Genomic DNA, 25,838 nt, shown 5'->3' with positions numbered 1-25,838 from the left:
AAGGGCTGCAAAGCAGCCCCAGCATTTTTTGCCTCGATGCTTAAATCCCGGGGCCGCTCTGCGGCCCTTTCGCGACACAAGGCCGCTCCTACAAAGCAATCGCGAAGCCCTGCACTACCTCAGTGCTTCATGCCCAGTTCCGCCGAGGACTGCTCGCGGGCGTCTCGACAGGGAATGCCTGGCTCGATGCGGAACAGTGGGTGGGTGCCGTTTTCGCCTTGGTAGAACGTGGTCTTGCCGACAGTGAATTGGGTGTCTTCTGTGGTCATTTTTGAATCCCCTGAAAATTCTCGACTGCCTGGACGGGCCCTTTCGCGGGTAAACCCGCTCCCACAGGGACTGTGCAAGCCTTGAAGACTGTGGTGATCCTGTGGGAGCGGGTTCACCCGCGAAGAGGCCCGCCCAGACAACACATCACTCAAGCCTCAGTGCAAAGTCCGAGGCTCAGCAGGCATCTGCACCTGGATCAATGCCGACTCAAGCAAAGCCCGCAGCGCCTCAAGCTCATGCATCGAGGTCATCATCAGGATCGATGCCGGTGATTTGGGCTGCAGCAGCAAGGCCTGATGCACCACGGTCGCCGCGCACAGTGCGTAGTCGGTGGCCTGGATCAGGGTATCTTCGAAATCCGACATCTCAGGTGTTCTGCGCCCGGTTGCGTCAGGGCGGCGAGGTGCCTGCCTTGGTTTTTGCGGTGTTGCATAGATCGAGCGCCGCGCGGGCGGCGCTCGGTCTCACAGGCGCCACATTCCTTTCATCAAGCCCATGACAGCCCCAACACAATCCAAAGGCATCACCGGCAAAACCCACGATCAGGTCTATGCTTGAGGCAGCACAGCCGCAAGGACCGCCCATGCTTCGTCCAAGCCACCTGATGATTCTCGCCCTGGTCGCCGCCGCCCTCTATATATATGCACTGGCCAGCGACAACACCCTGCTCGCCCTGCTGGCCAAACCGATCCCGGTACTGGCCCTGATCGCCTGGCTGCGCAGTGCTCCCGCCACACCTTATCGCCGCTGGATAACCCTCGGCCTGGCATTCTCGGTACTCGGCGACATCCTGCTGGCCATCCCCACCGACCTGTTCGTGTTCGGCCTGGCTGCCTTCCTCTGCGCTCACCTGGCCTACCTGCGCGCCTATTGCAGCCAGACCCTCCGCCCAGCCCTGCCCGCACTGCTGCTGAGCGCCATCACCGGCATCACTTTGCTCGGCGTATTGGCCAGCCACGGCCTCGGCCCGCTACTGATCCCGGTCGTGCTCTATGCCTTGGCCATCAGCGCCATGCTCTGGCGCGCCCTGGCCTGTGGCGGGCTCGCCGCGCTCGGCGCCTGCCTGTTCGTGCTCTCCGACAGCCTGATCGGTATCGACCGCTTCGTCAGCCCGTTCGCCGCCGCGCCGTACCTGATCATCCTCACCTACTGGCTCGGCCAGTGGGCGATCGCTTCATCAGCCAGTCATCGCTCAATCGATAAAGTATTGACCCAGAGCGGGGCAAGCGGTGTCGAAAGCTGCTAGAACAGGCGTTTTTCGCATTTGCAAGTAGGGGGAATCGCCAGATGAACTTTACAAGACGCAGAACAGGGGAAATATCAGGCATCAGGTCAAATGATATCAATTATCATTACGAAACTTGCAATTCGTTACCCGTCGCAAGAAACATAATTAACAAAACCGCACGCAATGCCCGAATCTCAAGGCTTTCAGCCAGTTACAAGCGGCTTTTGTACTTAATCCTACGAATAAATTTGCGACAGAAATTTTACTTGCACGGGGTTTACCCATAAAATCAGCGCGATTGATTCAGCTGCGACATTTGGTCACTGCATGTGCGACACCAAGTCGCCGCTCTACACTTATTTCAGACTGCAGAGCTGGGTCTCTGTATAAGGATCTCTAGCATGTCCGATTCGGCAGGACTCATCGCCCACAACTGGGGCTTTGCCATCTTCCTCCTGGGTGTCGTCGGCCTGTGCGCCTTCATGCTCGGCCTGTCCAGCCTGCTCGGTAGCAAGGCCTGGGGCCGCGCCAAGAACGAACCCTTCGAATCCGGCATGCTGCCCGTCGGCAGCGCCCGCCTGCGCCTGTCCGCCAAATTCTATCTGGTCGCGATGCTGTTCGTGATCTTCGATATCGAAGCCCTCTTTCTCTTTGCATGGTCTGTGTCCGTCCGCGAAAGCGGCTGGACCGGATTCGTCGAAGCACTCGTTTTCATAGCAATTCTGTTGGCTGGTCTTGTCTACCTATGGCGCGTCGGGGCACTTGATTGGGCTCCCGAAGGTCGCCGCAAGCGGCAAGCGAAGCTGAAACAATGAGGCTTTGGCATGCAATACAATCTCACCAGAATCGATCCGGATGCGCCCAACGAGCAGTACCCGGTCGGTGAACGGGAAACCGTCACCGATCAACTGCTGGAGGACCAGGTCCACAAGAACATCTTCATGGGCAAGCTTGAAGATGTGCTGCGTGGCGCGGTCAACTGGGGCCGCAAGAACTCCCTCTGGCCGTACAACTTCGGCCTGTCCTGCTGCTACGTGGAAATGACCACGGCCTTCACGGCACCCCACGACATCGCCCGCTTCGGCGCCGAAGTCATCCGGGCATCGCCGCGTCAGGCCGACTTCATGGTCATCGCCGGTACCTGCTTCGTCAAGATGGCGCCGATCATCCAGCGCCTGTACGAGCAGATGCTCGAGCCGAAATGGGTCATCTCCATGGGTTCGTGCGCCAACTCCGGCGGCATGTACGACATCTACTCGGTCGTTCAGGGGGTCGACAAGTTCCTCCCCGTGGACGTCTATGTGCCTGGCTGCCCGCCACGCCCTGAGGCTTTCCTGCAAGGCTTGATGCTGCTGCAGGAGTCGATCGGCCAAGAACGACGCCCGCTTTCCTGGGTTGTTGGTGATCAAGGTATTTACCGTGCCGAGATGCCAGCCCAGAAAGACCTGCGTCGTGAGCAGCGCATTGCAGTAACCAACCTGCGCAGCCCCGACGAAGTCTGATCCAGCGACCTGCCGCCCGCTCCCCTGGAGCCGGCGGCCTGGCTTCATTCTTAACGTTGACCCAAAGCGACCGAGACCATGACAGCGGACAACGCTATTTTCATTCCGCCCTACAAGGCTGACGACCAGGATGTGGTCGTCGAACTGCACAACCGTTTTGGCGCCGAAGCATTCGTCGCCCAGGAAACCCGCACCGGCATGCCCGTGCTGTGGGTCAAGCGCGAGCAGCTCAAGGAAGTGCTCAGCTTCCTGCGCGGCGTGGCCAAACCGTACAGCATGCTGTACGACCTGCACGGCGTCGACGAGCGCCTGCGCACCCAGCGCCGCGGCCTGCCAGCTGCCGACTTCAGCGTGTTCTACCACCTGCTGTCGATCGAGCGTAACAGCGATGTGATGATCAAGGTGTCGCTCAGCGAAGGCGACCTGAACCTGCCGACCGTGACCGGTATCTGGCCGAACGCCAACTGGTACGAGCGCGAAGTCTGGGACATGTTCGGCATCGACTTTGCCGGCCACCCGCACCTCAGCCGCATCATGATGCCGCCCACCTGGGAAGGCCACCCGCTGCGCAAGGACTATCCGGCCCGCGCCACCGAGTTCGACCCCTACAGCCTGACCCTGGCCAAGCAGCAGCTTGAAGAGGAATCGGCACGCTTCAACCCGGAAGCCTGGGGCATGAAGCGCCAAGGCGCCAACGAGGACTACATGTTCCTCAACCTCGGCCCCAACCACCCTTCCGCGCACGGTGCCTTCCGTATCGTCCTGCAGCTGGACGGTGAAGAGATCGTCGACTGCGTACCGGACATCGGCTACCACCACCGTGGCGCCGAGAAAATGGCCGAGCGCCAGTCCTGGCACAGCTTCATCCCCTACACCGACCGTATCGACTACCTCGGCGGGGTAATGAACAACCTGCCGTACGTGCTCGCGGTCGAAAAGCTGGCCGGCATCAAGGTGCCACAGAAGGTCGACACCATCCGCGTGATGCTGGCCGAGTTCTTCCGTATCACCAGCCACCTGCTGTTCCTGGGTACCTACATCCAGGACGTCGGCGCCATGACCCCGGTGTTCTTCACCTTCACCGACCGCCAGCGCGCGTACACCGTGATCGAAGCGATCACCGGTTTCCGCCTGCACCCGGCCTGGTACCGCATCGGTGGCGTCGCCCACGACCTGCCGCGCGGCTGGGACAAGCTGGTCAAGGACTTCGTCGAATGGCTGCCCAAGCGCCTCGACGAGTACGAAAAGGCGGCCCTGCAGAACAGCATCCTCAAGGGCCGTACCATCGGCGTTGCCGCGTACAACACCAAGGAAGCCCTGGCCTGGGGTACCACCGGTGCCGGCCTGCGTGCCACCGGTTGCGACTTCGACCTGCGTAAAGCCCGCCCCTACTCCGGCTACGAGAACTTCGAGTTCGAAGTACCGCTGGCCCACAACGGCGATGCCTACGATCGCTGCATGGTCCGTGTCGAGGAGATGCGCCAGAGTATCCGCATCATCGACCAGTGCCTGCGCAACATGCCGGAAGGCCCGTACAAGGCGGATCACCCGCTGACCACGCCGCCGCCGAAAGAGCGCACCCTGCAGCACATCGAAACCCTGATCACGCACTTCCTGCAAGTCTCGTGGGGCCCGGTCATGCCGGCCAACGAGTCGTTCCAGATGATCGAGGCGACCAAGGGCATCAACAGTTACTACCTGACGAGCGATGGCGGCACCATGAGCTACCGCACCCGGATCCGTACCCCGAGCTACCCGCACCTGCAGCAGATCCCTTCGGTGATCAAAGGCAGCATGGTCGCCGACCTCATTGCGTACCTGGGCAGTATCGACTTCGTTATGGCTGACGTGGACCGCTAAGCATGAACAGCACGCTTATCCAGACAGACCGTTTCGCCCTGAGCGAAACCGAGCGCTCGGCCATCGAGCACGAAATGCATCACTACGAGGACCCGCGCGCGGCGTCCATCGAAGCCCTGAAGATCGTCCAGAAGGAACGTGGCTGGGTGCCGGACGGCGCCATCCACGCCATCGGCGAAGTACTGGGCATCCCGGCCAGCGACGTCGAAGGTGTCGCCACCTTCTACAGCCAGATCTTCCGTCAGCCGGTCGGCCGCCACATCATCCGTGTGTGCGACAGCATGGTCTGCTACATCGGCGGCCATGAATCCGTGGTCAGCCAGATTCAAAGCGAACTGGGCATCGGCCTGGGCCAGACCACCGCCGACGGGCGCTTCACCCTGCTGCCGGTGTGCTGCCTGGGCAACTGCGACAAGGCCCCGGCGCTGATGATCGACGACGACACCTTCGGTGACGTGCAGCCGGCTGGCGTTTCCAAACTGCTGGAGGGTTACGTATGACCATTACTTCCTTCGGCCCGGCCAACCGCATCGCGCGCACGGCCGAAACCCACCCGCTGACCTGGCGCCTGCGTGACGACGGCGAGCCGGTCTGGCTTGCCGAGTACGAATCGAAGAACGGCTACGCTGCCGCCCGCAAGGCGCTGGCGCAGATGTCGGCCGACGACATCGTGCAAAGCGTCAAGGACTCCGGCCTCAAGGGCCGCGGTGGTGCAGGCTTCCCCACTGGCGTGAAGTGGGGCCTGATGCCCAAAGACGAATCCATGAACATCCGCTACCTGCTGTGCAACGCGGACGAAATGGAGCCGAACACCTGGAAGGACCGCATGCTGATGGAGCAACAGCCCCATCTGCTGGTCGAGGGCATGCTGATCAGCGCCCGCGCCCTGAAGGCCTACCGTGGCTACATCTTCCTGCGTGGCGAATACACCACCGCAGCGAAAAACCTCAACCGCGCCATCGAGGAAGCCAAGGCCGCCGGCCTGCTGGGCAAGAACATCCTCGGCAGCGGTTTCGATTTCGAGCTGTTCGTGCACACCGGTGCCGGCCGCTACATCTGTGGTGAAGAAACCGCACTGATCAACTCGCTGGAAGGCCGCCGCGCCAACCCGCGCTCCAAGCCGCCCTTCCCTGCGGCCGTTGGCGTGTGGGGCAAGCCGACTTGCGTGAACAACGTCGAAACCCTGTGCAACGTCCCGGCCATCGTCGCCAACGGCAACGACTGGTACAAGTCGCTGGCCCGCGAAGGCAGCGAAGACCACGGCACCAAGCTGATGGGCTTCTCCGGCAAGGTGAAGAACCCGGGCCTGTGGGAACTGCCGTTCGGCGTCACCGCCCGCGAACTGTTCGAAGACTATGCCGGCGGCATGCGCGACGGCTTCAAGCTCAAGTGCTGGCAGCCAGGCGGCGCCGGTACCGGCTTCCTGCTGCCCGAGCACCTTGACGCGCAGATGTACGCCGGCGGCATCGCCAAGGTCGGCACCCGTATGGGTACCGGTCTGGCCATGGCGGTGGACGACAGCATCAACATGGTTTCGCTGCTGCGCAACATGGAAGAGTTCTTCGCCCGCGAGTCGTGCGGCTGGTGCACTCCATGCCGTGACGGCCTGCCGTGGAGCGTGAAGATGCTGCGCGCACTGGAAAAAGGCCAGGGCCGCGCCGAAGACATCGAGACGCTGCTGGGCCTGGTCAACTTCCTCGGCCCTGGCCGTACCTTCTGTGCTCACGCACCAGGTGCCGTCGAGCCGCTGGGCAGTGCCATCAAATACTTCCGCTCGGAATTCGAGGCAGGTGTCGCTCCAGTTGGTGCTGGCGATGCACTGCGTCCGAACCTGGCGAAGCCGATCGTGGTCGGCGCATAACAAGATGATTAAGGCGGGTGGTCCGTGCCACTCGCCAGCTTGCCGGCAGGCCCGAGAAATCGTGGCGTGTCACAAGCTCACCGATTTCCATTAGCCACGCCCGCTCACGCGGGCCAACGAAGAACTTTGAACAATGGCCACTATCCACGTAGACGGCAAAGCGCTCGAAGTCAACGGTGCAGACAACCTGTTACAGGCCTGTCTGTCGCTCGGCCTCGACATCCCTTATTTCTGCTGGCACCCGGCGCTTGGTAGCGTTGGCGCCTGCCGGCAGTGCGCGGTCAAGCAATACACCGACGAGAACGACACCCGCGGTCGTATCGTCATGTCCTGCATGACCCCTGCCTCCGACGGCACCTGGATCTCCATCGACGATGAAGAGTCCAAGGCGTTCCGCGCCAGCGTCGTCGAATGGCTGATGACCAACCACCCGCACGACTGCCCGGTGTGCGAGGAAGGCGGTCACTGCCACCTGCAGGACATGACGGTAATGACCGGCCACAACGAGCGCCGCTACCGTTTCACCAAGCGTACCCACCAGAACCAGGACCTCGGCCCGTTCATCGCCCATGAGATGAACCGCTGCATTGCCTGCTACCGCTGCGTGCGCTACTACAAGGACTATGCCGGTGGTACCGACCTGGGCGTTTACGGCGCCCACGACAACGTGTACTTCGGCCGCGTCGAAGACGGCGTGCTGGAAAGCGAATTCTCCGGCAACCTGACCGAGGTCTGCCCGACCGGCGTGTTCACCGACAAGACCCACTCCGAGCGCTACAACCGCAAGTGGGACATGCAGTTCGCCCCGAGCATCTGCCACGGCTGCTCCAGCGGCTGCAACATCAGCCCGGGCGAGCGCTACGGCGAACTGCGTCGGGTGGAAAACCGCTTCAACGGTTCGGTCAACCAGTACTTCCTGTGCGACCGCGGCCGCTTCGGCTATGGCTACGTCAACCGCAAGGATCGCCCACGCCAGCCACACCTGGCCGACGGCACCAAGCTGGGCCTGGACGCCGCCCTGGACAAGGCCGCCGACCTGCTGCGCGGCCGTACCATCGTCGGTATCGGCTCGCCACGCGCCAGCCTGGAAAGCAACTACGGCCTGCGTGAGCTGGTCGGTGCCGAGTACTTCTACTCGGGCATGGAAGCCGGTGAACTGGCCCGCGTACGCCTGGCCCTGAACGTGCTGAACAACAGCCCGCTGCCGGTGCCGACCCTGCGCGACATCGAAGACCACGACGCCGTGTTCGTGCTCGGTGAAGACCTGACCCAGACCGCTGCCCGCGTCGCCCTGGCCGTGCGCCAGGCCACCAAGGGCAAGGCCGAGGCCATGGCCGAAGCGATGAAGGTGCAGCCGTGGCTCGACGCCGCCGTGAAGAACATCGGCCAGCACGCGCTGTACCCGCTGTTCATCGCTTCGCTGGCTGAAACCAAGCTGGACGACGTTGCCGAAGAATGCGTGCACGCCGCCCCGGCCGACCTGGCCCGCATCGGTTTCGCAGTGGCCCACGCCATCGACCCGAGCGCCCCTGCCGTAGAAGGCCTGGACGCCGAAGCGAAAGCCCTGGCCCAGCGCATCGCCGACGCCCTGGTCGCGGCCAAGCGCCCACTGGTCGTGGCCGGTACCTCGCTGGCCGACCCGGCGCTGATCGAAGCCGCCGCCAACATCGCCAAGGCGCTGAAACTGCGCGAGAAGAACGGCTCGCTGAGCCTGGTGGTGCCTGAAGCCAACAGCCTCGGCCTGGCCATGCTCGGTGGCGAGTCGGTCGATGCCGCGCTGGACGCGGTCATCAGCGGCAAGGCCGACGCCATCGTCGTGCTGGAAAACGACCTGTACGCCCGCGTACCGGCCGCCAAGGTCGATGCAGCCCTGGCCGCGGCCAAGGTAGTGATCGTTGCCGACCACTCGAAAACCCCGACTGTCGACCGCGCCCACCTGGTGCTGCCGGCCGCCTCGTTCGCCGAAGGCGACGGTACCCTGGTCAGCCAGGAAGGCCGTGCCCAGCGCTTCTTCCAGGTATTCGACCCGCAATACCTGGACAGCAGCATCCAGATCCACGAAGGCTGGCGCTGGATGCACGCCCTGCGTGCCACCCTGCTGAACAAGCCGGTCGACTGGACCCAGCTGGACCACGTCACCAGCGCCTGCGCCGAAGCCGCCCCGCAACTGGCCGGCATCGTCAACGCCGCGCCAAGCGCCGCGTTCCGCATCAAGGGCATGAAACTGGCCCGTGAGCCGCTGCGCTACTCCGGCCGTACCGCCATGCGCGCCAACATCAGCGTGCACGAGCCGCGTACCCCGCAAGACAGGGACACCGCGTTCGCCTTCTCCATGGAAGGCTACTCGGGTTCGGCCGAACCGCGCCAGCAGGTGCCGTTCGCCTGGTCGCCGGGCTGGAACTCGCCGCAAGCCTGGAACAAGTTCCAGGACGAGGTCGGTGGCCACCTGCGTGCCGGTGACCCGGGCGTTCGCCTGATCGAATCGCAAGGCGACCGCCTGCACTGGTTCAACGCCATTCCGGGCGCCTTCAACCCGGCCCGTGGCACCTGGACTGCCGTGCCGTTCTTCCACCTGTTCGGCAGCGAAGAAAGCTCCTCGCGCGCCGCCCCGGTACAAGAGCGCATCCCGGCAGCCTACGTGGCCCTGGCCAAGTCCGAAGCCGACCGCCTGGGCGTCAACGACGGTGCCCTGCTGAGCCTGAACGTTGCCGGTGTGGCCCTGCGCCTGCCGCTGCGTATCAATGAAGAGCTGGGCGCTGGCCTGGTCGCGTTGCCGAAAGGCCTGGCCGGCATTCCGCCTGCCATCTTCGGTGCATCCGTCGAAGGTCTGCAGGAGGCAGCACAATGAGCTGGTTCACCCCCGAAGTGATCGATGTGATCCTGACCGTACTGCGGGCCATCGTGGTCCTGCTGGCGGTGGTGGTCTGCGGCGCGCTGCTCAGCTTCGTCGAGCGCCGCCTGCTGGGCTGGTGGCAGGACCGTTACGGTCCGAACCGCGTCGGCCCGTTCGGCATGTTCCAGATCGCTGCCGACATGCTGAAGATGTTCTTCAAGGAAGACTGGAACCCGCCCTTCGTCGACCGCGTGATCTTCACCCTGGCACCGGTAGTGGCCATGAGCGCCCTGCTGATCGCTTTCGTGGTCATCCCGATCACCCCGACCTGGGGCGTCGCCGACCTGAACATCGGCCTGCTGTTCTTCTTCGCCATGGCCGGCCTGTCTGTCTACGCGGTGCTGTTCGCCGGCTGGTCGTCGAACAACAAGTACGCCCTGCTGGGCAGCTTGCGTGCCTCGGCACAGACCGTGTCGTACGAAGTGTTCCTGGGCCTGGCGCTGATGGGCGTGGTGGTGCAGGTGGGTTCGTTCAACATGCGCGACATCGTTGAATACCAGGCCCAGAACCTGTGGTTCATCATTCCGCAGTTCTTCGGCTTCTGCACCTTCTTCATCGCTGGCGTCGCCGTGACTCACCGTCACCCGTTCGACCAGCCAGAAGCGGAACAGGAACTGGCCGACGGCTACCACATCGAGTATGCCGGCATGAAATGGGGCATGTTCTTCGTCGGTGAGTACATCGGCATCATCCTCATCTCGGCGCTGCTGGTAACCCTGTTCTTCGGCGGCTGGCACGGCCCGTTCGGCATCCTGCCGCAACTGTCGTTCCTGTGGTTCGCGCTGAAGACCGCGTTCTTCATCATGCTGTTCATCCTGCTGCGCGCCTCGATCCCGCGCCCACGCTATGACCAGGTGATGGACTTCAGCTGGAAGTTCTGCCTGCCGCTGACCCTGATCAATTTGCTGGTGACCGCTGCGATCGTGCTCTACAACACGCCAGCCGTCGCGGCCCAGTGAGGATTTGACCCATGTTCAAGTATATCGGCGACATCGTTAAGGGCACCGGCACCCAGCTGCGCAGCCTGGCAATGGTGTTCTCCCACGGGTTCCGCAAGCGCGACACCCTGCAGTACCCCGAAGAGCCCGTGTACCTGCCGCCGCGCTACCGCGGCCGCATCGTCCTCACCCGCGACCCCGATGGCGAGGAGCGCTGCGTAGCGTGCAACCTCTGCGCGGTGGCCTGCCCGGTCGGCTGCATCTCGCTGCAGAAGGCCGAGACCGAGGACGGCCGCTGGTACCCGGAGTTCTTCCGCATCAACTTCTCGCGCTGCATCTTCTGCGGCCTGTGTGAAGAAGCGTGCCCGACCACCGCGATCCAGCTGACTCCGGATTTCGAAATGGCCGAGTTCAAGCGTCAGGACCTGGTGTACGAGAAAGAAGATCTGCTGATCTCCGGCCCCGGCAAGAACCCTGACTACAACTTCTACCGTGTTGCCGGCATGGCAATCGCTGGCAAGCCGAAGGGCTCTGCACAGAACGAAGCCGAGCCGATCAACGTGAAGAGCTTGCTCCCATAAGGACAGAAAGATGGAATTCGCTTTCTACTTCGCATCCGGGATCGCCGTGGTCTCCACCCTTCGGGTGGTGACCGGCACCAACCCCGTGCACGCCTTGCTTTACCTGATCATTTCGCTGATTTCCGTGGCCATGATCTTCTTCGCCCTGGGTGCGCCGTTCGCCGGCGCCCTGGAAGTGATCGCCTACGCTGGCGCCATCATGGTGCTGTTCGTGTTCGTGGTGATGATGCTCAACCTCGGGCCGGCTTCGGTCGCCCAGGAACGGGGCTGGCTCAAGCCTGGTATCTGGGCCGGGCCGGTGATCCTCGCCGCCCTGCTGCTGCTGGAGCTGCTGTACGTGCTGTTCGTCACCCCGAGCGGCGCCGGCATCAGCGGTACCACCGTGGGCCCGAAAGAAGTCGGCATCAGCCTGTTCGGCCCCTACCTGCTGGTGGTCGAACTGGCTTCGATGCTGCTGCTGGCCGCGGCCGTCACCGCCTTCCACCTGGGCCGCAACGAGGCGAAGGAGTAAATCATGGGTGCTATCCCTCTCGAGCATGGTCTGGCAGTCGCCGGCATCCTGTTCTGCTTAGGTCTGGTTGGCCTGATGGTCCGCCGCAACATCCTCTTCGTGCTCATGAGCCTGGAAGTCATGATGAACGCCTCTGCCCTGGCGTTCGTCGTCGCCGGTGCCCGTTGGGTCCAGCCCGACGGCCAGGTGATGTTCATTCTGGTGATCAGCCTGGCAGCCGCCGAGGCCAGCATTGGCCTGGCCATCCTGCTGCAGCTGTATCGCCGCTTCCACACTCTCGACATCGATGCTGCCAGTGAGATGCGCGGATGAACCTTCTCTTCCTGACTTTCGTCTTCCCCCTCGTCGGCTTCCTGCTGCTGTCGTTCTCGCGCGGGCGGTTCTCGGAGAACCTGTCCGCCCTGATCGGCGTCGGCTCGGTAGGCCTTTCGGCCGCCACCGCCGCCTACGTCATCTGGCAATTCAACGTCGCCCCGCCTGAAGGCGGCGCGTACAGCCAGCTGCTGTGGCAGTGGATGTCGGTGGACGGCTTCGCGCCGAACTTCACCCTGTACCTGGACGGCCTGTCGGTCACCATGCTCGGCGTGGTCACCGGTGTCGGCTTCCTGATCCACCTGTTCGCCTCCTGGTACATGCGTGGCGAAGCCGGCTACTCGCGCTTCTTCGCGTACACCAACCTGTTCATCGCCAGCATGCTGTTCCTGGTGCTGGGCGACAACCTGCTGTTCATCTACTTCGGCTGGGAAGGCGTGGGCCTGTGCTCGTACCTGTTGATCGGTTTCTACTACAGCAACCGCAACAACGGTAACGCGGCACTCAAGGCATTCATCGTCACCCGTATCGGCGACGTGTTCATGGCCATCGGCCTGTTCATCCTGTTCGTCCAGCTGGGTACCCTGAACGTGCAGGAACTGCTGGTGCTGGCCCCGCAGAAGTTCCAGGCTGGCGACACCTGGATGGTGCTGGCAACCCTGATGCTGCTGGGTGGTGCGGTCGGTAAATCGGCCCAGCTGCCACTGCAGACCTGGCTGGCCGACGCGATGGCCGGCCCTACTCCGGTCTCCGCACTGATCCACGCGGCAACCATGGTGACCGCGGGCGTGTACCTGATCGCCCGTACCAACGGCCTGTTCCTGCTGGCGCCGGACATCCTGCACCTGGTAGGCGTGGTCGGTGGCGTGACCCTGGTACTGGCCGGCTTCGCCGCGCTGGTGCAGACCGACATCAAGCGTATCCTCGCCTACTCGACCATGAGCCAGATCGGCTACATGTTCCTGGCCCTGGGCGTTGGCGCCTGGGACGCGGCGATCTTCCACCTGATGACCCACGCCTTCTTCAAGGCCCTGCTGTTCCTTGCCTCCGGTGCGGTGATCGTTGCCTGCCACCACGAGCAGGACATCTTCAAAATGGGCGGCCTGTGGAAGAAACTGCCGCTGGCCTACGCCAGCTTCGTGGTCGGTGGCGCTGCCCTGGCTGCACTGCCTATCGTGACCGTGGGCTTCTACTCCAAGGACGAGATCCTCTGGGAAGCCTTCGCCAGCGGCAACACCGGCCTGCTGTACGCCGGCCTGGTCGGTGCGTTCATGACCTCGCTGTACACCTTCCGCCTGATCTTCATCGCCTTCCACGGCGAAGCCAAGACCGAAGCCCACGCTGGCCACGGTATCAGCCACTGGCTGCCGCTGGGCGTGCTGATCGTGCTGTCGACCTTCGTCGGCGCCTGGATCACCCCGCCGCTGGCAGGCGTGCTGCCTGAAAGCGCCGGCCACGCAGGTGGCGAAGCCAAGCACGCGCTGGAGCTCACTTCGGGCGCCATCGCCATCGCCGGTATCCTGCTGTCGGCCCTGCTGTTCCTGGGCAAGCGCCGCTTCGTCAGCGCCGTCGCCAACAGCGGTATCGGTCGTGTCCTGTCGGCCTGGTGGTTCGCCGCCTGGGGCTTCGACTGGATCTACGACAAGCTGTTCGTCAAACCTTACCTGCTGATCAGCCACATCCTGCGCAAGGACCCGGTTGACCGCAGCATCGGCCTGATCCCTCGCCTGGCTCGCGGCGGCCACGTCGCCATGAGCAAGACCGAGACCGGCCAGCTGCGCTGGTACACCGCTTCGATCGCCGTTGGCGCAGTGCTGGTACTCGGCGCTGTGGTAGTGGCCGCGGTATGACCATGAACCTTGTGAACCTTGCGACCCTGCAAAAGGAAACGAACCCGTCATGATTTTGCCTTGGCTGATCCTGATCCCCTTCATCGGCGGCTTCCTGTGCTGGCTGGGTGAGCGCTTCGGCGCCACCCTGCCGCGCTGGATCGCGCTGCTGACCATGTCCCTGCTGCTCGGCATCGGCCTGTGGCTGTGGGGTAACGGCGACTACACCCTGGCCCCCGCACCGGGCGCCGAGCCTGCCTGGGCCCTGGAATACAAAGTCCAGTGGATCCAGCGCTTCGGCATCAGCATCCACCTGGCCCTCGACGGCCTGTCGCTGCTGATGATCCTGCTCACCGGCCTGCTCGGTGTGCTGTCGGTACTGTGCTCCTGGAAAGAGATCCAGCGTCACGTCGGCTTCTTCCACCTCAACCTGATGTGGATCCTCGGCGGCGTGGTCGGTGTGTTCCTGGCCCTGGACCTGTTCCTGTTCTTCTTCTTCTGGGAAATGATGCTGGTGCCGATGTACTTCCTCATCGCGCTCTGGGGTCACAGCTCGTCGGACGGCAAGAAGACCCGGATCTACGCGGCGACCAAGTTCTTCATCTTCACCCAGGCCAGCGGCCTGATCATGCTGGTGGCGATCCTCGGCCTGGTGCTGGTCAACTACACCAACACCGGCGTGATCACCTTCAACTACAGCGACCTGCTCAAGGCCGAACTGCCAGCCGGTACCGAGTACCTGCTGATGCTGGGCTTCTTCATCGCCTTCGCGGTGAAGCTGCCGGTGGTGCCGTTCCACTCCTGGCTGCCTGACGCTCACGCCCAGGCACCGACCGCAGGCTCCGTGGACCTGGCCGGTATCTTGCTGAAGACTGCGGCCTACGGCCTGCTGCGCTTCGCCCTGCCGCTGTTCCCGAACGCCTCGGCCGAGTTCGCGCCAATCGCCATGACCCTGGGCCTGATCGGTATCTTCTACGGTGCCTTCCTGGCCTTCGCGCAAACCGACATCAAGCGCCTGGTCGCCTTCTCCAGCGTCTCGCACATGGGCTTCGTGCTGATCGGTATCTACTCCGGCAGCCAGCAGGCCCTGCAAGGCGCGGTGATCCAGATGCTGGCCCACGGCCTGTCCGCTGCCGCGCTGTTCATCCTGGCCGGCCAGCTGTACGAGCGCCTGCACACCCGTGACATGCGCCAGATGGGTGGCCTGTGGCACCGCATCGCCTACCTGCCAGCCATCAGCCTGTTCTTCGCCGCCGCCTCCCTGGGCCTGCCCGGTACCGGCAACTTCGTCGGCGAGTTCCTGATCCTGATCGGCAGCTTCGCCAGCGTGCCGTGGATCACCGTGATCGCCACCACTGGCCTGGTGTTCGGTTCGGTGTACTCGCTGATCATGATCCACCGCGCCTACTTCGGCCCGGCCAAGACCGACACCGTGCTGGCCGGCATGGACGGTCGCGAGCTGATCATGGTCCTGGGTCTGGCGGTACTGCTGATCCTGCTGGGCGTGTATCCGCAGCCGTTCCTCGACACCTCTGCCGCCACCATGAGTGGTGTGCAGCAGTGGCTCGGTTCCGCTTTCACTCAACTCGCTTCGGCCCGGTAAGAGCGCTATGGAATTCACCACTCAACACTTCATCGCATTGGCGCCGATGCTGATCACCACCATCACCACGGTGGTGGTGATGCTGGCGATCGCCTGGAAGCGCAACCACTCGCAGACCTTCCTGCTGTCCACCGTGGGCCTCAACCTGGCCCTGCTGTCGATCCTGCCGGCGCTGAAGGTTGCGCCGCTGGCGGTCACCCCGCTGATCACCATCGACAAGTTCGCCTGCCTGTACATGGCGATCATCCTGGTGGCGACGCTGGCCTGCGTCACCCTCGCCCACGCCTACCTCGGCGAAGGCTCCAAGGGCTTCCCGGGCAACCGTGAAGAACTGTACCTGCTGCTGCTGATGTCGGCCCTCGGTGGCCTGGTGCTGGTCAGCGCCAACCACCTGGCCGGCCTGTTCATCGGCCTGGAGCTGCTGTCGGTACCGGTCTACGGCCTGGTGGCGTATGCCTTCTTCAACAAGCGCTCGCTGGAAGCCGGCATCAAGTACATGGTGCTGTCGGCCGCAGGCTCGGCCTTCCTGCTGTTCGGCATGGCCCTGCTGTACGCCGACGCCGGCAGCCTGAGCTTCGACCAGATCGGCAAGGCCCTGGCCGCCACCAGCATGCCAAGCCTGGTGGCCCAGCTGGGCCTGGGCATGATGCTGGTCGGCCTGGCCTTCAAGCTGTCGCTGGTACCGTTCCACCTGTGGACCCCAGACGTGTACGAAGGCGCCCCGGCACCGGTCGCCGCCTTCCTGGCCACCGCCAGCAAGGTTGCGGTGTTCGCCGTGGTCGTGCGCCTGTTCATGCTCTCCCCTGCTGCCAGCAGCGGCGTGCTGAGCACCGTGCTGGCGGTGATTGCCGTGGCCTCGATCCTGATCGGCAACCTGCTGGCACTGACCCAGAGCAACCTCAAGCGCCTGCTCGGTTACTCGTCCATCGCCCACTTCGGTTACCTGGTCATCGCCCTGGTCGCCAGCAAGGGCCTGGCCCTGGAAGCCATGGGCGTGTACCTGGTCACCTACGTGATCACCAGCCTGGGCGCCTTCGGCGTCATCACCCTGATGTCCTCGCCTTACGGCGGCCGTGACGCCGATGCACTGTACGAGTACCGCGGCCTGTTCTGGCGCCGTCCGTACCTGACTGCGGTACTGACGGTGATGATGCTGTCGCTGGCGGGCATCCCGCTCACCGCCGGCTTCATCGGCAAGTTCTACATCATTGCCACTGGCGTCGAGTCGCACCTGTGGTGGCTGGTCGGTGCGCTGGTGATCGGTAGCGCCATCGGTGTCTACTACTACCTGCGCGTCATGGTCACCCTGTACCTGGTCGAGCCAAACCTGCGTCGCCACGACGCCCCCCTGAAGTGGGAACAGCGCACCGGCGGCGTCATGCTGCTGGCCATCGCCATTCTTGCCTTCGTGCTGGGTGTGTACCCGCAACCGCTGCTGGAAATGGTCCAGCAAGCCGGCCTGCAACTGATCGGCTGATCGCCCCGGCAAAACAAGACACCCCGCTCATGCGGGGTGTTTTTTTATCTGCGCGCTTTTTATCCGTGAGCATTAAGGCTCATTCACCAGAGTTGTCCTGGGCGGCCCCCGGCAGCGCTGCCTTGCGTAAATCACCATTGGCCGAAGGCAGGTACACTTCCGGGTTGGGCATGCCGCTGGGCGAGAGTTCATGGGTCATTTCGAACTCGGCGCGCACCGACCAGCCACATGCCTCGTTGGTGCATTGCAAATAGGCGATCCGCAGGAAAATATGACGCCCTTCGCTGGTGCGTATGCGCATCCGGCTGTGGCAATGCGGGCAAACCAGCTTGTATGTACTCACGGCAAGTACCTGCAAGCATTGTTCAGGCTTACCTTCTGTGAGAATAGTCGTCCGGTTTTGTCAGTATTGGCTGCATATATAGGTGTATTCTTCAGTTTGATGCTTCTCATTGCAGGAACGCTCCTTAAAACGCAGGGCTGTATTCATAACGAGTAGTTTAAGCCCATGGAATATCATTAAACCAGTCATGGATATTTGTTATGAGTACCCACGTACTTGCTTCGGTGCTGGCCAGGCTGAAGCTTCTGACCGCTACGGAATCTGACGCCGAGCTGTCCAGAGCGCTTTCGATCAGCCCGCAGACATTGAGCAGCTGGAAGGTGCGCGACAGCATTCCTTATTCACTTTGCATAGACATCGCCAGGCAATACGCATGCTCACTGGACTGGCTTCTGCTGGGTGAACCCGAACGACATCGCGCAGGCCTGGACGAAGAAGGCTGGGAACAGGACATGCTCGCGCGCCTGCGCACCTTGTCGCTTGCCGATCGTCAGGCTGTTCTCCTGCTGGTCCAGGACAAGCAACGCATCCAGCAGCTGGAACGGCAATTGAGCGCGCTGACCAGTCGCTCGCCCAATGCCGCCAGCGGCTAACCCCGGCGGCGCCAGCGCTGGATGAGTTCGCGCGGGTCCAGGGTATCCAGCCAGACCATCACCTTGAGGCTGATGGGGATCACCACCACGGCTGCCACGAAACCCGCCATGCCACGGCTCAGCAGGGGCACCAGTGACGAGACCAGCGGCTCGAACAGGTGGCCCACCCCTACGGTCACGAACACCAGCAACAGTTTCTTGCCCAGCGTCAGGCGCCTGGCCTTGTTGGTGATCAACCGGTCGCGCGCCGCGCTCACCAGCAAAGCCCCCAACAGCGCGGCGAACAGTACATTGCCATCCACGCCCAGCAACTCCACCAGCGCCGGGGCCAGGCTGTCGAAAACAGTTTCTTCAGTCATGGGCAGCCCCTCGGTGTGCAGCGGGCAGGTAGGCGGTCGAGTCCAGGTTATGCATGACCGCGGCTTCGACAAAGCGGATGTAGCACACCCGCAATGCACGCCCGTGGTCATGCCCGGCCACATCCTCGAGGCGCTTGTAGCCACGTTCTCGCAACACCGCGCGCCAGCACGCGAATTCGCGTGCCGCGTCGATGGCGGCGCAGCGTGCGGCCACCTCCAGCGCAGCCTCACTGACAGGCCGCTGCAGGTTCAGGCGCTCACGCAGCCTGCCCAGGTCCACCCGTGGCCAGAACGGGTCATGGCAGTCGGCAAAACGCGGTAACCGAGGATCGTTGCCCATGCTTCACCCCCTCACTGCTCGGCCAGCATGCCGTAGCGAATGGCCTTGATCACCGCAGCCACCCGCGTGGGCACATCGAACTTGCGCAGGATGTTCGACACATGGAAGTTCACCGTCGATTCCTTGCATTCCAGGATCTGGCCAATCTCCCACGAGCTCTTGCCGTAGGCACACCACAACAGCACTTGCCGTTCACGTGGCGTCAGGCGAACCGGGGCGTCCGCCAGGGGTTGCTGCGAGTGTCGTGCGTTGTCAGTCATGTTTGAACTCCACGGGTGATTGAGCGAGGCATCGCTGCCGGTCTGCAATCACCTTACGAAGCGCAGGTCGCCCTGCTCCATCGCTACGGCTTGTAAAGAACTTTCGTACAAAACCGTCTGACGAAGGTTGCGCGATATTTGTCGACTTTCCTCGTGCTCCAAGCGGCATTTCGCTCGTCTCAACGCCGTTGTCCATTCGCCTTTCGCCTGGAGTCGTACAATGCGTTGCGTTTTGCCCCCACCATCCTGCCTCGGCCTGCTGGCTGCTTTCGCTGCCTCCCAGCCCGCCCTGGCGGCACCTTCGGTCGAGTTGGGCCAGGTGCTGATCACCGATGAGGAGCAGAACGACCTGACCGCCGCCAGCGAACGCCTGCACCAAGTGCTGGGCGCCAGCAACCTGGTGGACATGCAGCGTGTAGGGCAAGGCCGGGTTGCCAGCAACCAGGATGTACTTGCCTACCAGCCCGGGGTATTCGCCCAATCAGCGGGCAACGATGGCATCAAGCTGTCGATCCGCGGTTCGGGCATCAACCGCGCACCGGGGGCCCACGGTTCCGGGGTGTACACGATGTTCGACGGCCTGCCCCTGACCGGCCCGGGCGGTACACCCTACGAGCTGTTCGAACCGCTGTGGCTGAGCCGTGCCGAAGTGCTGCGCGGCGCCAACGGCTTCGACCACGGGTCGCTCGCCCTTGGCGGTGCAATCAACTACGTCACCCACACCGGCTACGACGCCGCGCCGCTGCAGGTGCGCTACGAAGTCGGCAGCCGCGGCTACCAGCACCGGCACATCAGCTCGGGGCAGGTGCTGGGCAACCTCGACTACTACGTGGCCCTGACCGATTCGGAATATGACGGCTACCAGGCGCACAGCAGCGGCAGCGCCAAGGGGGTTGCCGCCAACGTCGGCTACCGCTTCAACCCGAACCTGGAAACCCGCTTCTACCTGCGCTACCGGGAAACCGAGAACGAGTTGGCCGGGCGCCTGACCAAGGAGCAGATCAAGCACCACCCCCGCGCCGCGAACCCAGCCTACCTGGCCCGCGACGACAGCCGCCCGCAACCGGGCAGTACCTGGGTGGGCAACAAGACCACCTTCTACCTCGACGACGATGCGCGCCTGGAAGCTGGCCTGGTCTACCACGACTACCCGATGGACCTGCGCGAAGGCCCGATGCGCCTGAAGGTGGCCTATACCGATGTGAGCGGCACCTTGAACTACTTCCGCCGCGATACCCTGTTCGGCCACGAGAGCAAGACCACCGTCGGCTGGCGCACCACCAAGCACCTGCCCAACAGCGGTGCTTCACAGTTCGAACGCACGGGCGACGTGTTCGGTGAGCGCACCCGCGACTTCACCTACCAGGGCTCGGACACCGTGCTGCATGTGGGCAATGACCTGGAGCTGGTACCGAACCTGTGGCTGACCACAGGCCTGGCGATGATCTATACCCGTCGTGAAAGTGATGTCACTTACCCTGCCGAGGGTGGCAAGGTGAGCATGCACGACTGGGACTATGCGCCACGCGTGGGGCTGCGCTATGACATCAGCCCGGACCTGCAGGTGTATGGCAACTTGAGCCGCTCGGTAGAGCCACCTCACCCGTGGTCGCTGATCTGGAGCTCGCCCAAAGTAGGCGGCAAGCAGATCCAGCCGATCGAGATGCAGAACCAGACCGCCACGACCCTGGAGCTGGGCGCGCGTGGCGATTCGGCGCTTGGCCGCTGGGACCTGGCCTGGTACTACTCGCAGGTGCGCCATGAACTGCTGGCCGTGGAAGTGGTGCCCAACTTCACTTCGGAATTCAACGCCAGCCCGACCGTGCACCAGGGCGTGGAAGCCGGCCTCGACAGCACCCTTTGGGAGCGTGCCGGTACTGGCAAGCTGAGCCTGCGCCAGGCCTACACCTTCAGTGACTTCCACTACCGCGATGACGACAAGTTCGGCGACAACCGCCTGCCGGGCATTCCGATGCACTACTACCAGGCCGAGCTGCGCTATGACTGGCCGAGCGGTTTCTACGCCGGGGTGAATACGCAGATGGCGTCGAAGGTGCAGGTGGACTACGCCAACAGTTACCACGCCGATGAATATGCCCTGCTCGGCGCACGCCTGGGCTGGGATTCACCGAAGCAGGACTGGCAGACCTGGCTGGACCTGCGCAACCTGACCAACAAGCGTTATGCGGCGACGGTGACACCTGGCTACAACGATGCTGGAAAGGATGAGGCCCGTTCGACGCCGGGCGAAGGCTTTGGCGTGTATGCCGGGGTTTCCTACAGCTTCCGCTAATCCGCTGCGCACAGCTTTTTGTAGGAGCGGCCTTGTGTCGCGAAAGGGCTGCGCAGCAGCCCCGGCAATTTATGTTGCGAAGCTGAAATCCTGGGGCTGCTGCGCAGCCCTTTCGCGACACAAGGCCGCTCCTACAGGGTTCGTGCGCTCAGCGATGATTGCTCAAGGCAGGTCAAACCGCCCTGTTCAACTTCACCCAGGAAGCGAACTTGTCGATAAACGCCTGCAAGAACGGTCGGGTCTTGTCATTGAGCTTGCCCGAATCCTCGAACAGGCTAGCCGCGCCGCCAATGTAGGCCTCGGGCATCTGCATGCACGGCATGTCCAGAAACACCAGCGACTGGCGCACGGCATGGTTGGCACCAAAGCCACCAATGGCCCCAGGCGACACACTGACCACTGCCGCCGGCTTGCCACTCCAGGCGCTTTGCCCGTAGGGCCGCGAGCCCACATCGATGGCATTCTTCAGGCCGCCAGGTACCGAGCGGTTGTACTCCGGGGTAACGAACAGCACCGCATCACTGCGGCGGATCTCGTCGCGAAAACGCTTCCACGCTTCCGGCGGTGCTTCGGCCTCGACATCCTCGTTGTACAACGGCAAATCGCCAATCTCGACGATCTTCAGGGCAAGGCTGGACGGCGCCAGCTCCGAGAGTGCGCGGGCGATCTTGCGGTTGTAGGAGTCCTTGCGCAAGCTACCGACGACCACTGCTACCGAATACACCTGGCTCATGGCAATTTCCAACCTCTGCTGGGTAAAGGGACGTTGTAGTTATAGATGACCGTTCCTCGGCGCTTTGGTTTTTTTTCCGCGGGGCGAAAACTTCCGACGCTGTTCCACGGTCTATGCCTGCAGACATTTCCCACGTAATTCAGAGGTTTCCACCCAAATGGCAGCAGTAATGGTCGGCCAATTCCACGCCCGTGACGCCGAAGGCCGCATCTACCCCGTGCACGAGTTCCAGGAATCGACCCTGCAAACCGACGGCAGCACGCTGGGCGCCCCCATCACCACCTATCGCCTGGCCATCGGCGACAAGGTGAACCACCTGGGTGAAAACCGCTTCGAACTGGCGCGCAGCGGCGTCGAGATCATTCGCATTCCCTGATGCAATCCACCGTGTAGCGGCCGCTTTCGTTCTGCAGGCCGTGCACATCGGCGACGAAACCTGGGAAGCCCTGGTTGAACGCCCGGGCGAACGCCAGGTAATCGACAATCGAGCGGGTCGCCTCGGTGAACCGCTCCCCCGGCATGATCAACGGAATACCAGGCGGGTACGGCACCAGCATCACCGCCGCCACCCGCCCCAGCAGCGCCTCGATCGGCACCGCCTCCACCTCACCGCGCACCATCTGGTCATAGGCCCGGGCCGGGCTCACAGCTACCTCCGGCAAGCGCGTGAACAGCCGCTTCAGCTGCTTGGCCGTGGCATTGGCGCGGTAGCAGCCATGCAACTGGTCGCACAGGTCGCGCAGGCCCATGCCCTGGTAGCGTGAGGCATCGGCAGCCACCACACTCGGCAGGCAGTTGCTCAGGGCGGTATTGCCGTCATAGTGGCGCTTGAACTCCAGCAACTCGGTGAGCAGGGTGCTCCACTTGCCCTTGGTGATACCCATGGAGAACAGCACCAGGAAGCTGTACAGGCCGGTTTTCTCCACCACCAGCCCTCGCTCCCAGAGGAACTTGCTGACCACTGCGGCCGGGATGCCATGCTCGCCCAGCGCACCGCCCGCGCTCAGGCCTGGCATTACCAGGGTCACCTTCAGCGGGTCGAGCAGCACATAGTCGTCCGCCACTTCGCCAAAGCCATGCCACTCCGCCCCCGGCTGCAGCAGCCAGTCCTGCGCGGCCAGGCGGTGGATGCCTTCGGCGCTCGGCGGCTGCCAGATGCTGAACCACCAGTCGTCGGCGGCGATGTGCTCGCGCAGGTTGGCCAGGGCACGGCGAAAGCTCAGCGCCTCGTCGAACATTTCTTGCAGCAGCGAACGCCCGGCCGGCCCTTCCATCATGGTCGAGGCCACGTCCAGCGAAGCGAGAATGCTGTACTGCGGCGAGGTCGAGATGTGCATCATGAACGCTTCGTTGAAGCGGTCACGGTCCAGCTGGCGCCTGGCCCCGTCCTGCACATGAATCATCGAGGCCTGGCTGAACGCGGCCAACAGCTTGTGGGTGGAATGGGTGCTGAACACCAGCGGGCTGTCTGCCGCGCAGGCCGTGCCCATGGCATAGCGCCCGGTGAAGAACTCGTGGAACGCCGCATAGGCGAACCAGGCCTCGTCGAAGTGCAGCACCTCGACACTGGCGCCCAGGGTCTGCTTGATCAAGCCGGCGTGGTAGCACAGGCCGTCGTAGGTGGAGTTGGTCACCACCGCCAGCTTGATGCGCTGCCCGCGATCACGGGCGAGAGGGTTGGCCTGGATCTTCGCCTGGATCGCCTCGGGGCTGAACTCGCTGAGCGGGATCGGGCCGATGATCCCGAGTTCGTTGCGCTCGGGGCACAGATAGAGGGGAATGGCACCGGTCATGATGATCGCGTGCACCACCGACTTGTGGCAGTTGCGGTCCACCAGCACCAGGTCGTCGCGGCCGACCATGGCGTGCCAGACGATCTTGTTGGCCGTGGAGGTGCCATTGATGACGAAAAAGGTGTGGTCGGCGCCAAAGTTGCGCGCGGCCCTGGCTTCGGCTTCGGCCAAGGGGCCGGTGTGATCGAGCAGCGAGCCCAGCTCCGGCACGGAAACGGACAGGTCCGAGCGCAGGGTGTTTTCCCCGAAGAACTGGTGAAAGGCCTGGCCCACCGGGCTTTTGCGATAGGCCACGCCGCCGCCGTGGCCCGGGGTATGCCAGGAATAATTGGACTGCGCGGTGTGCTGCACCAAGGCCTTGAAGAACGGCGGCAGCAGGCCGTCGAGGTAGATATGTGCGGCACGCGCCACCTGGCGCGCAAGAAACGGCACGGTGTCTTCGAACAGGTAGAGGATGCCGCGCAGCTGGTTGAGCTCGCTCATGGCTTCGGCGGGGGCGTTTTCCAGGGTCACCTGTTCGCCCAAGGCGAAAATTGGCAGGTTGGGAGCACGCAGGCGGGCCAGGCGGATCAGCTCAGCCATGTTCTGCAGCAGGTGGGTATTCTCGCCGACGCCCTCGGCGGCAATCAGCATGCAGGCCAGGCCGTGGTGGGTGGCAGCGACCAGGCAGGCCTCGGCATGGTCGGCGGCGGCGAGGATGGCAAAGCCGTCCTGGCGCAGTTCCTCGGCGATGCCCCGCACACGCTCGCCAGCGACGCTGTCGGCCTTGATGGCGCGGTGCACGATGAGGATGGGGAACTTGAGGTCCTTGTACATCAGGTGGCTACCTCCGAAGGACATGGCGTCCATTTCAGGGTAGTAGAACCTGTGTGGCCAGGACCGGCCTCTTCGCGGGCTTGCCCGCTCCCACAGGATTTCCAACAGGCTCAAGGCCTGTGCAGTACCTGTGGGAGCGGGCGAGCCCGCGAAGAGGCCGGAGCAGGCGGAAGATCAGCCAGCAGGTGTCTCGGTCAGAGCCTGCCACATGGATGGCCCACCCGCCGACTTGGCAATGGCCGCCAGGCGCTCGGCATGCGCCTCCAGCTCCTCGGCACTGGCCATGATCACCCGCCCGGGCGCCCGCCCGGTAATACGGCGAATCTCGCTGCCACCAGCACCCGCCCCTTCATCCCCGGCCTCTGCACCATGCCCGGCCAGCGACAGGCTGGTCTGGCCACCCGTCATTGCCAGGTAGACGTCAGCCAGCAGTTCCGAGTCGAGCAATGCGCCGTGCAGCTCACGGCCCGAGTTGTCGATGTCGTAGCGTTTGCACAGCGCATCCAGGCTGTTGCGCTGCCCCGGGTGGCGCGAGCGCGCCAGCAGCAGGGTGTCGAGGATGGTGCAGTGCTGCGAAATGTCCGCGCGGTCCTGCTGGCCCAGCAAGGCAAATTCGTTGTTGATGAAGCCAACGTCGAACGCCGCGTTGTGGATGACCAGCGTGGCGCCCTGGATGAACTCGAAGAACTCCTCGGCAACATCGCCAAAGCGTGGCTTGCCGACCAGGAAGGCATCGGTGATGCCGTGGACGTTGATGGCGCCCTCGTCACTCTCACGGTCCGGCTGCAGGTAGACGTGGAAGTGCCGCCCGGTCAGGCGCCGGCCGATGACCTCGACACAGCCGATCTCGATGATCCGGTGGCCTTCGCTGACCGGCATACCCGTGGTTTCGGTATCGAGAATGACGAACCGTTTATCTTGCTGCTGCTCCACGCGGGGCGCTCCAACTTGCATCAGTTACAAAGGCCGGAATTGTACCCCAGCTCAGCGCTTGGCGCGCACCTCATCGACCCCACGGTTGGCCAGCTGGTCGGCGCGTTCGTTGCCGGGGTGGCCGATATGCCCGCGTACCCACTTCCAGGTCACCTTGTGGCGGTTGACCTGCTCATCCAGCTGCTGCCACAGGTCGGCGTTCTTCACCGGCTCCTTGGCCGCGGTTTTCCAGCCGCGCTTCTTCCAGTTGGTCATCCATTCGTTGATGCCCTTCATCACGTACTGCGAGTCGGTGGTCAGCACCACTTCGCATTCGCGCTTCAGCGCCATCAAGCCCTGGATCGCGGCCATCAGTTCCATGCGGTTGTTCGTGGTTTCGCGTTCGCCGCCCCACAGTTCCTTCTCGACGCCCTTGTAGATCATAAGGACGCCCCAGCCGCCAGGGCCAGGGTTGCCCTTGCAGGCACCATCGGTAAACATCTCGACGCTTTCGCTCATGTACCACTCATG

The 25,838-nt window shown here is 63.3% G+C and carries 26 protein-coding genes and 1 pseudogene; 17 read left to right on the top strand and 10 right to left on the bottom strand.

Annotated features, from left to right (window positions below):
• Positions 1-131: 131 nt before the first annotated feature.
• Positions 132-269: pseudogene (locus ABIB24_RS08605) on the bottom strand (DUF3077 domain-containing protein); the annotation flags it as partial.
• A gap of 156 nt (positions 270-425) precedes the next feature.
• Positions 426-635: a hypothetical protein gene (locus ABIB24_RS08600; RefSeq protein WP_085614412.1), complete on the bottom strand. Its 210-nt coding sequence runs from the start codon at positions 633-635 to the stop codon at positions 426-428.
• 218 nt (positions 636-853) lie between these two features.
• Here ABIB24_RS08600 and ABIB24_RS08595 point away from each other — a divergent pair, with 218 nt between their 5' ends.
• From ABIB24_RS08595 to nuoN, 14 genes are all read left to right on the top strand, one after another.
• Positions 854-1,516, top strand: coding sequence for a lysoplasmalogenase (locus ABIB24_RS08595; protein WP_289514659.1), 663 nt, complete (start codon positions 854-856; stop codon positions 1,514-1,516).
• Positions 1,517-1,899: 383 nt separating this feature from the next.
• The gene (locus ABIB24_RS08590) at positions 1,900-2,313 is read left to right on the top strand and encodes an NADH-quinone oxidoreductase subunit A (protein WP_003251427.1); all 414 of its coding nucleotides are present in this window, start codon (positions 1,900-1,902) and stop codon (positions 2,311-2,313) included.
• 9 nt (positions 2,314-2,322) lie between these two features.
• On the top strand, positions 2,323-3,000 hold the full coding sequence (locus ABIB24_RS08585; RefSeq protein WP_003251429.1) for a NuoB/complex I 20 kDa subunit family protein: 678 nt from the start codon (positions 2,323-2,325) through the stop codon (positions 2,998-3,000).
• 78 nt (positions 3,001-3,078) lie between these two features.
• The gene (gene nuoC / locus ABIB24_RS08580; protein WP_013973384.1) at positions 3,079-4,860 is read left to right on the top strand and encodes an NADH-quinone oxidoreductase subunit C/D; all 1,782 of its coding nucleotides are present in this window, start codon (positions 3,079-3,081) and stop codon (positions 4,858-4,860) included.
• 2 nt (positions 4,861-4,862) lie between these two features.
• A complete protein-coding gene (gene nuoE, locus ABIB24_RS08575; protein WP_003251433.1) occupies positions 4,863-5,360 on the top strand; it encodes an NADH-quinone oxidoreductase subunit NuoE in 498 nt (165 codons plus the stop codon).
• The gene (gene nuoF, locus ABIB24_RS08570; RefSeq protein WP_354316316.1) at positions 5,357-6,721 is read left to right on the top strand and encodes an NADH-quinone oxidoreductase subunit NuoF; all 1,365 of its coding nucleotides are present in this window, start codon (positions 5,357-5,359) and stop codon (positions 6,719-6,721) included. The genes nuoE and nuoF overlap by 4 nt, the downstream gene beginning before the upstream one ends.
• A 133-nt stretch (positions 6,722-6,854) precedes the next feature.
• Positions 6,855-9,569, top strand: coding sequence for an NADH-quinone oxidoreductase subunit NuoG (gene nuoG / locus ABIB24_RS08565; RefSeq protein ID WP_137164436.1), 2,715 nt, complete (start codon positions 6,855-6,857; stop codon positions 9,567-9,569).
• A complete protein-coding gene (gene nuoH / locus ABIB24_RS08560) occupies positions 9,566-10,573 on the top strand; it encodes an NADH-quinone oxidoreductase subunit NuoH (RefSeq protein WP_003251440.1) in 1,008 nt (335 codons plus the stop codon). The genes nuoG and nuoH overlap by 4 nt, the downstream gene beginning before the upstream one ends.
• 11 nt (positions 10,574-10,584) lie before the next feature.
• Positions 10,585-11,133 (top strand): NADH-quinone oxidoreductase subunit NuoI, encoded by a 549-nt coding sequence (gene nuoI, locus ABIB24_RS08555; RefSeq protein ID WP_003251442.1) that lies wholly within the window; start codon positions 10,585-10,587, stop codon positions 11,131-11,133.
• 10 nt (positions 11,134-11,143) lie between these two features.
• Positions 11,144-11,644: an NADH-quinone oxidoreductase subunit J gene (nuoJ, locus tag ABIB24_RS08550; protein WP_003261007.1), complete on the top strand. Its 501-nt coding sequence runs from the start codon at positions 11,144-11,146 to the stop codon at positions 11,642-11,644.
• 3 nt (positions 11,645-11,647) lie between these two features.
• Entirely contained in the window at positions 11,648-11,956 is a 309-nt protein-coding gene (gene nuoK / locus ABIB24_RS08545; RefSeq protein ID WP_003251446.1) for an NADH-quinone oxidoreductase subunit NuoK, read from the top strand.
• A complete protein-coding gene (gene nuoL / locus ABIB24_RS08540) occupies positions 11,953-13,806 on the top strand; it encodes an NADH-quinone oxidoreductase subunit L (protein ID WP_025339925.1) in 1,854 nt (617 codons plus the stop codon). The genes nuoK and nuoL overlap by 4 nt, the downstream gene beginning before the upstream one ends.
• A gap of 49 nt (positions 13,807-13,855) precedes the next feature.
• Complete coding sequence (gene nuoM / locus ABIB24_RS08535; RefSeq protein ID WP_015271056.1) at positions 13,856-15,388, top strand: NADH-quinone oxidoreductase subunit M; 1,533 nt, start codon at positions 13,856-13,858, stop codon at positions 15,386-15,388.
• A gap of 7 nt (positions 15,389-15,395) precedes the next feature.
• Positions 15,396-16,865, top strand: coding sequence for an NADH-quinone oxidoreductase subunit NuoN (gene nuoN, locus ABIB24_RS08530; RefSeq protein ID WP_025339926.1), 1,470 nt, complete (start codon positions 15,396-15,398; stop codon positions 16,863-16,865).
• Between the two features lie 79 nt (positions 16,866-16,944).
• Here the strand turns inward: nuoN and ABIB24_RS08525 are convergent, their stop codons facing one another.
• Positions 16,945-17,208, bottom strand: a complete 264-nt coding sequence (locus tag ABIB24_RS08525) for an Ogr/Delta-like zinc finger protein (protein ID WP_085614415.1) — start codon at positions 17,206-17,208, stop codon at positions 16,945-16,947.
• Between the two features lie 200 nt (positions 17,209-17,408).
• Here ABIB24_RS08525 and ABIB24_RS08520 point away from each other — a divergent pair, with 200 nt between their 5' ends.
• Positions 17,409-17,801: a helix-turn-helix domain-containing protein gene (locus ABIB24_RS08520; protein ID WP_313666637.1), complete on the top strand. Its 393-nt coding sequence runs from the start codon at positions 17,409-17,411 to the stop codon at positions 17,799-17,801.
• On the opposite strand, the gene ABIB24_RS08515 is transcribed toward ABIB24_RS08520, so the two are convergent.
• From ABIB24_RS08515 to ABIB24_RS08505, 3 genes are read right to left on the bottom strand one after another with little or no spacing between them, the layout of a single operon-like run.
• On the bottom strand, positions 17,798-18,160 hold the full coding sequence (locus ABIB24_RS08515) for a hypothetical protein (protein ID WP_313666639.1): 363 nt from the start codon (positions 18,158-18,160) through the stop codon (positions 17,798-17,800). The genes ABIB24_RS08520 and ABIB24_RS08515 overlap by 4 nt on opposite strands.
• A complete protein-coding gene (locus ABIB24_RS08510; RefSeq protein WP_313666642.1) occupies positions 18,153-18,500 on the bottom strand; it encodes a head completion/stabilization protein in 348 nt (115 codons plus the stop codon). Before ABIB24_RS08510 ends, ABIB24_RS08515 begins: the two co-directional genes overlap by 8 nt.
• Before the next feature lie 11 nt (positions 18,501-18,511).
• The gene (locus ABIB24_RS08505; RefSeq protein WP_003261017.1) at positions 18,512-18,760 is read right to left on the bottom strand and encodes a helix-turn-helix domain-containing protein; all 249 of its coding nucleotides are present in this window, start codon (positions 18,758-18,760) and stop codon (positions 18,512-18,514) included.
• Positions 18,761-18,980: 220 nt separating this feature from the next.
• Between ABIB24_RS08505 and ABIB24_RS08500 the strand changes: the two genes are divergently transcribed.
• Complete coding sequence (locus ABIB24_RS08500) at positions 18,981-21,053, top strand: TonB-dependent receptor family protein (protein WP_313666645.1); 2,073 nt, start codon at positions 18,981-18,983, stop codon at positions 21,051-21,053.
• A gap of 172 nt (positions 21,054-21,225) precedes the next feature.
• On the opposite strand, the gene chrR is transcribed toward ABIB24_RS08500, so the two are convergent.
• Complete coding sequence (chrR, locus tag ABIB24_RS08495) at positions 21,226-21,786, bottom strand: class I chromate reductase ChrR (RefSeq protein WP_137164440.1); 561 nt, start codon at positions 21,784-21,786, stop codon at positions 21,226-21,228.
• A gap of 157 nt (positions 21,787-21,943) precedes the next feature.
• Between chrR and ABIB24_RS08490 the strand changes: the two genes are divergently transcribed.
• The gene (locus tag ABIB24_RS08490) at positions 21,944-22,162 is read left to right on the top strand and encodes a hypothetical protein (RefSeq protein WP_003261019.1); all 219 of its coding nucleotides are present in this window, start codon (positions 21,944-21,946) and stop codon (positions 22,160-22,162) included.
• Here ABIB24_RS08490 and ABIB24_RS08485 read toward each other — a convergent pair.
• The 3 genes from ABIB24_RS08485 to rnhA all read right to left on the bottom strand — a co-directional run bounded on the left by ABIB24_RS08485 (position 22,146) and on the right by rnhA (position 25,826).
• Positions 22,146-24,395, bottom strand: coding sequence for an Orn/Lys/Arg family decarboxylase (locus tag ABIB24_RS08485; RefSeq protein ID WP_313666659.1), 2,250 nt, complete (start codon positions 24,393-24,395; stop codon positions 22,146-22,148). The genes ABIB24_RS08490 and ABIB24_RS08485 overlap by 17 nt on opposite strands.
• Positions 24,396-24,569: 174 nt before the next feature.
• Entirely contained in the window at positions 24,570-25,328 is a 759-nt protein-coding gene (gene dnaQ, locus ABIB24_RS08480) for a DNA polymerase III subunit epsilon (RefSeq protein ID WP_085590408.1), read from the bottom strand.
• Between the two features lie 51 nt (positions 25,329-25,379).
• Positions 25,380-25,826 (bottom strand): ribonuclease HI, encoded by a 447-nt coding sequence (rnhA, locus tag ABIB24_RS08475; RefSeq protein ID WP_003261021.1) that lies wholly within the window; start codon positions 25,824-25,826, stop codon positions 25,380-25,382.
• Positions 25,827-25,838: the final 12 nt, after the last annotated feature.

The sequence above is a fragment of the Pseudomonas sp. UYEF17 genome (genome assembly GCF_040546125.1).
Taxonomy (GTDB): domain Bacteria; phylum Pseudomonadota; class Gammaproteobacteria; order Pseudomonadales; family Pseudomonadaceae; genus Aquipseudomonas; species Aquipseudomonas putida_Z.
This window is presented reverse-complemented; position numbering and strand designations above follow the sequence as displayed.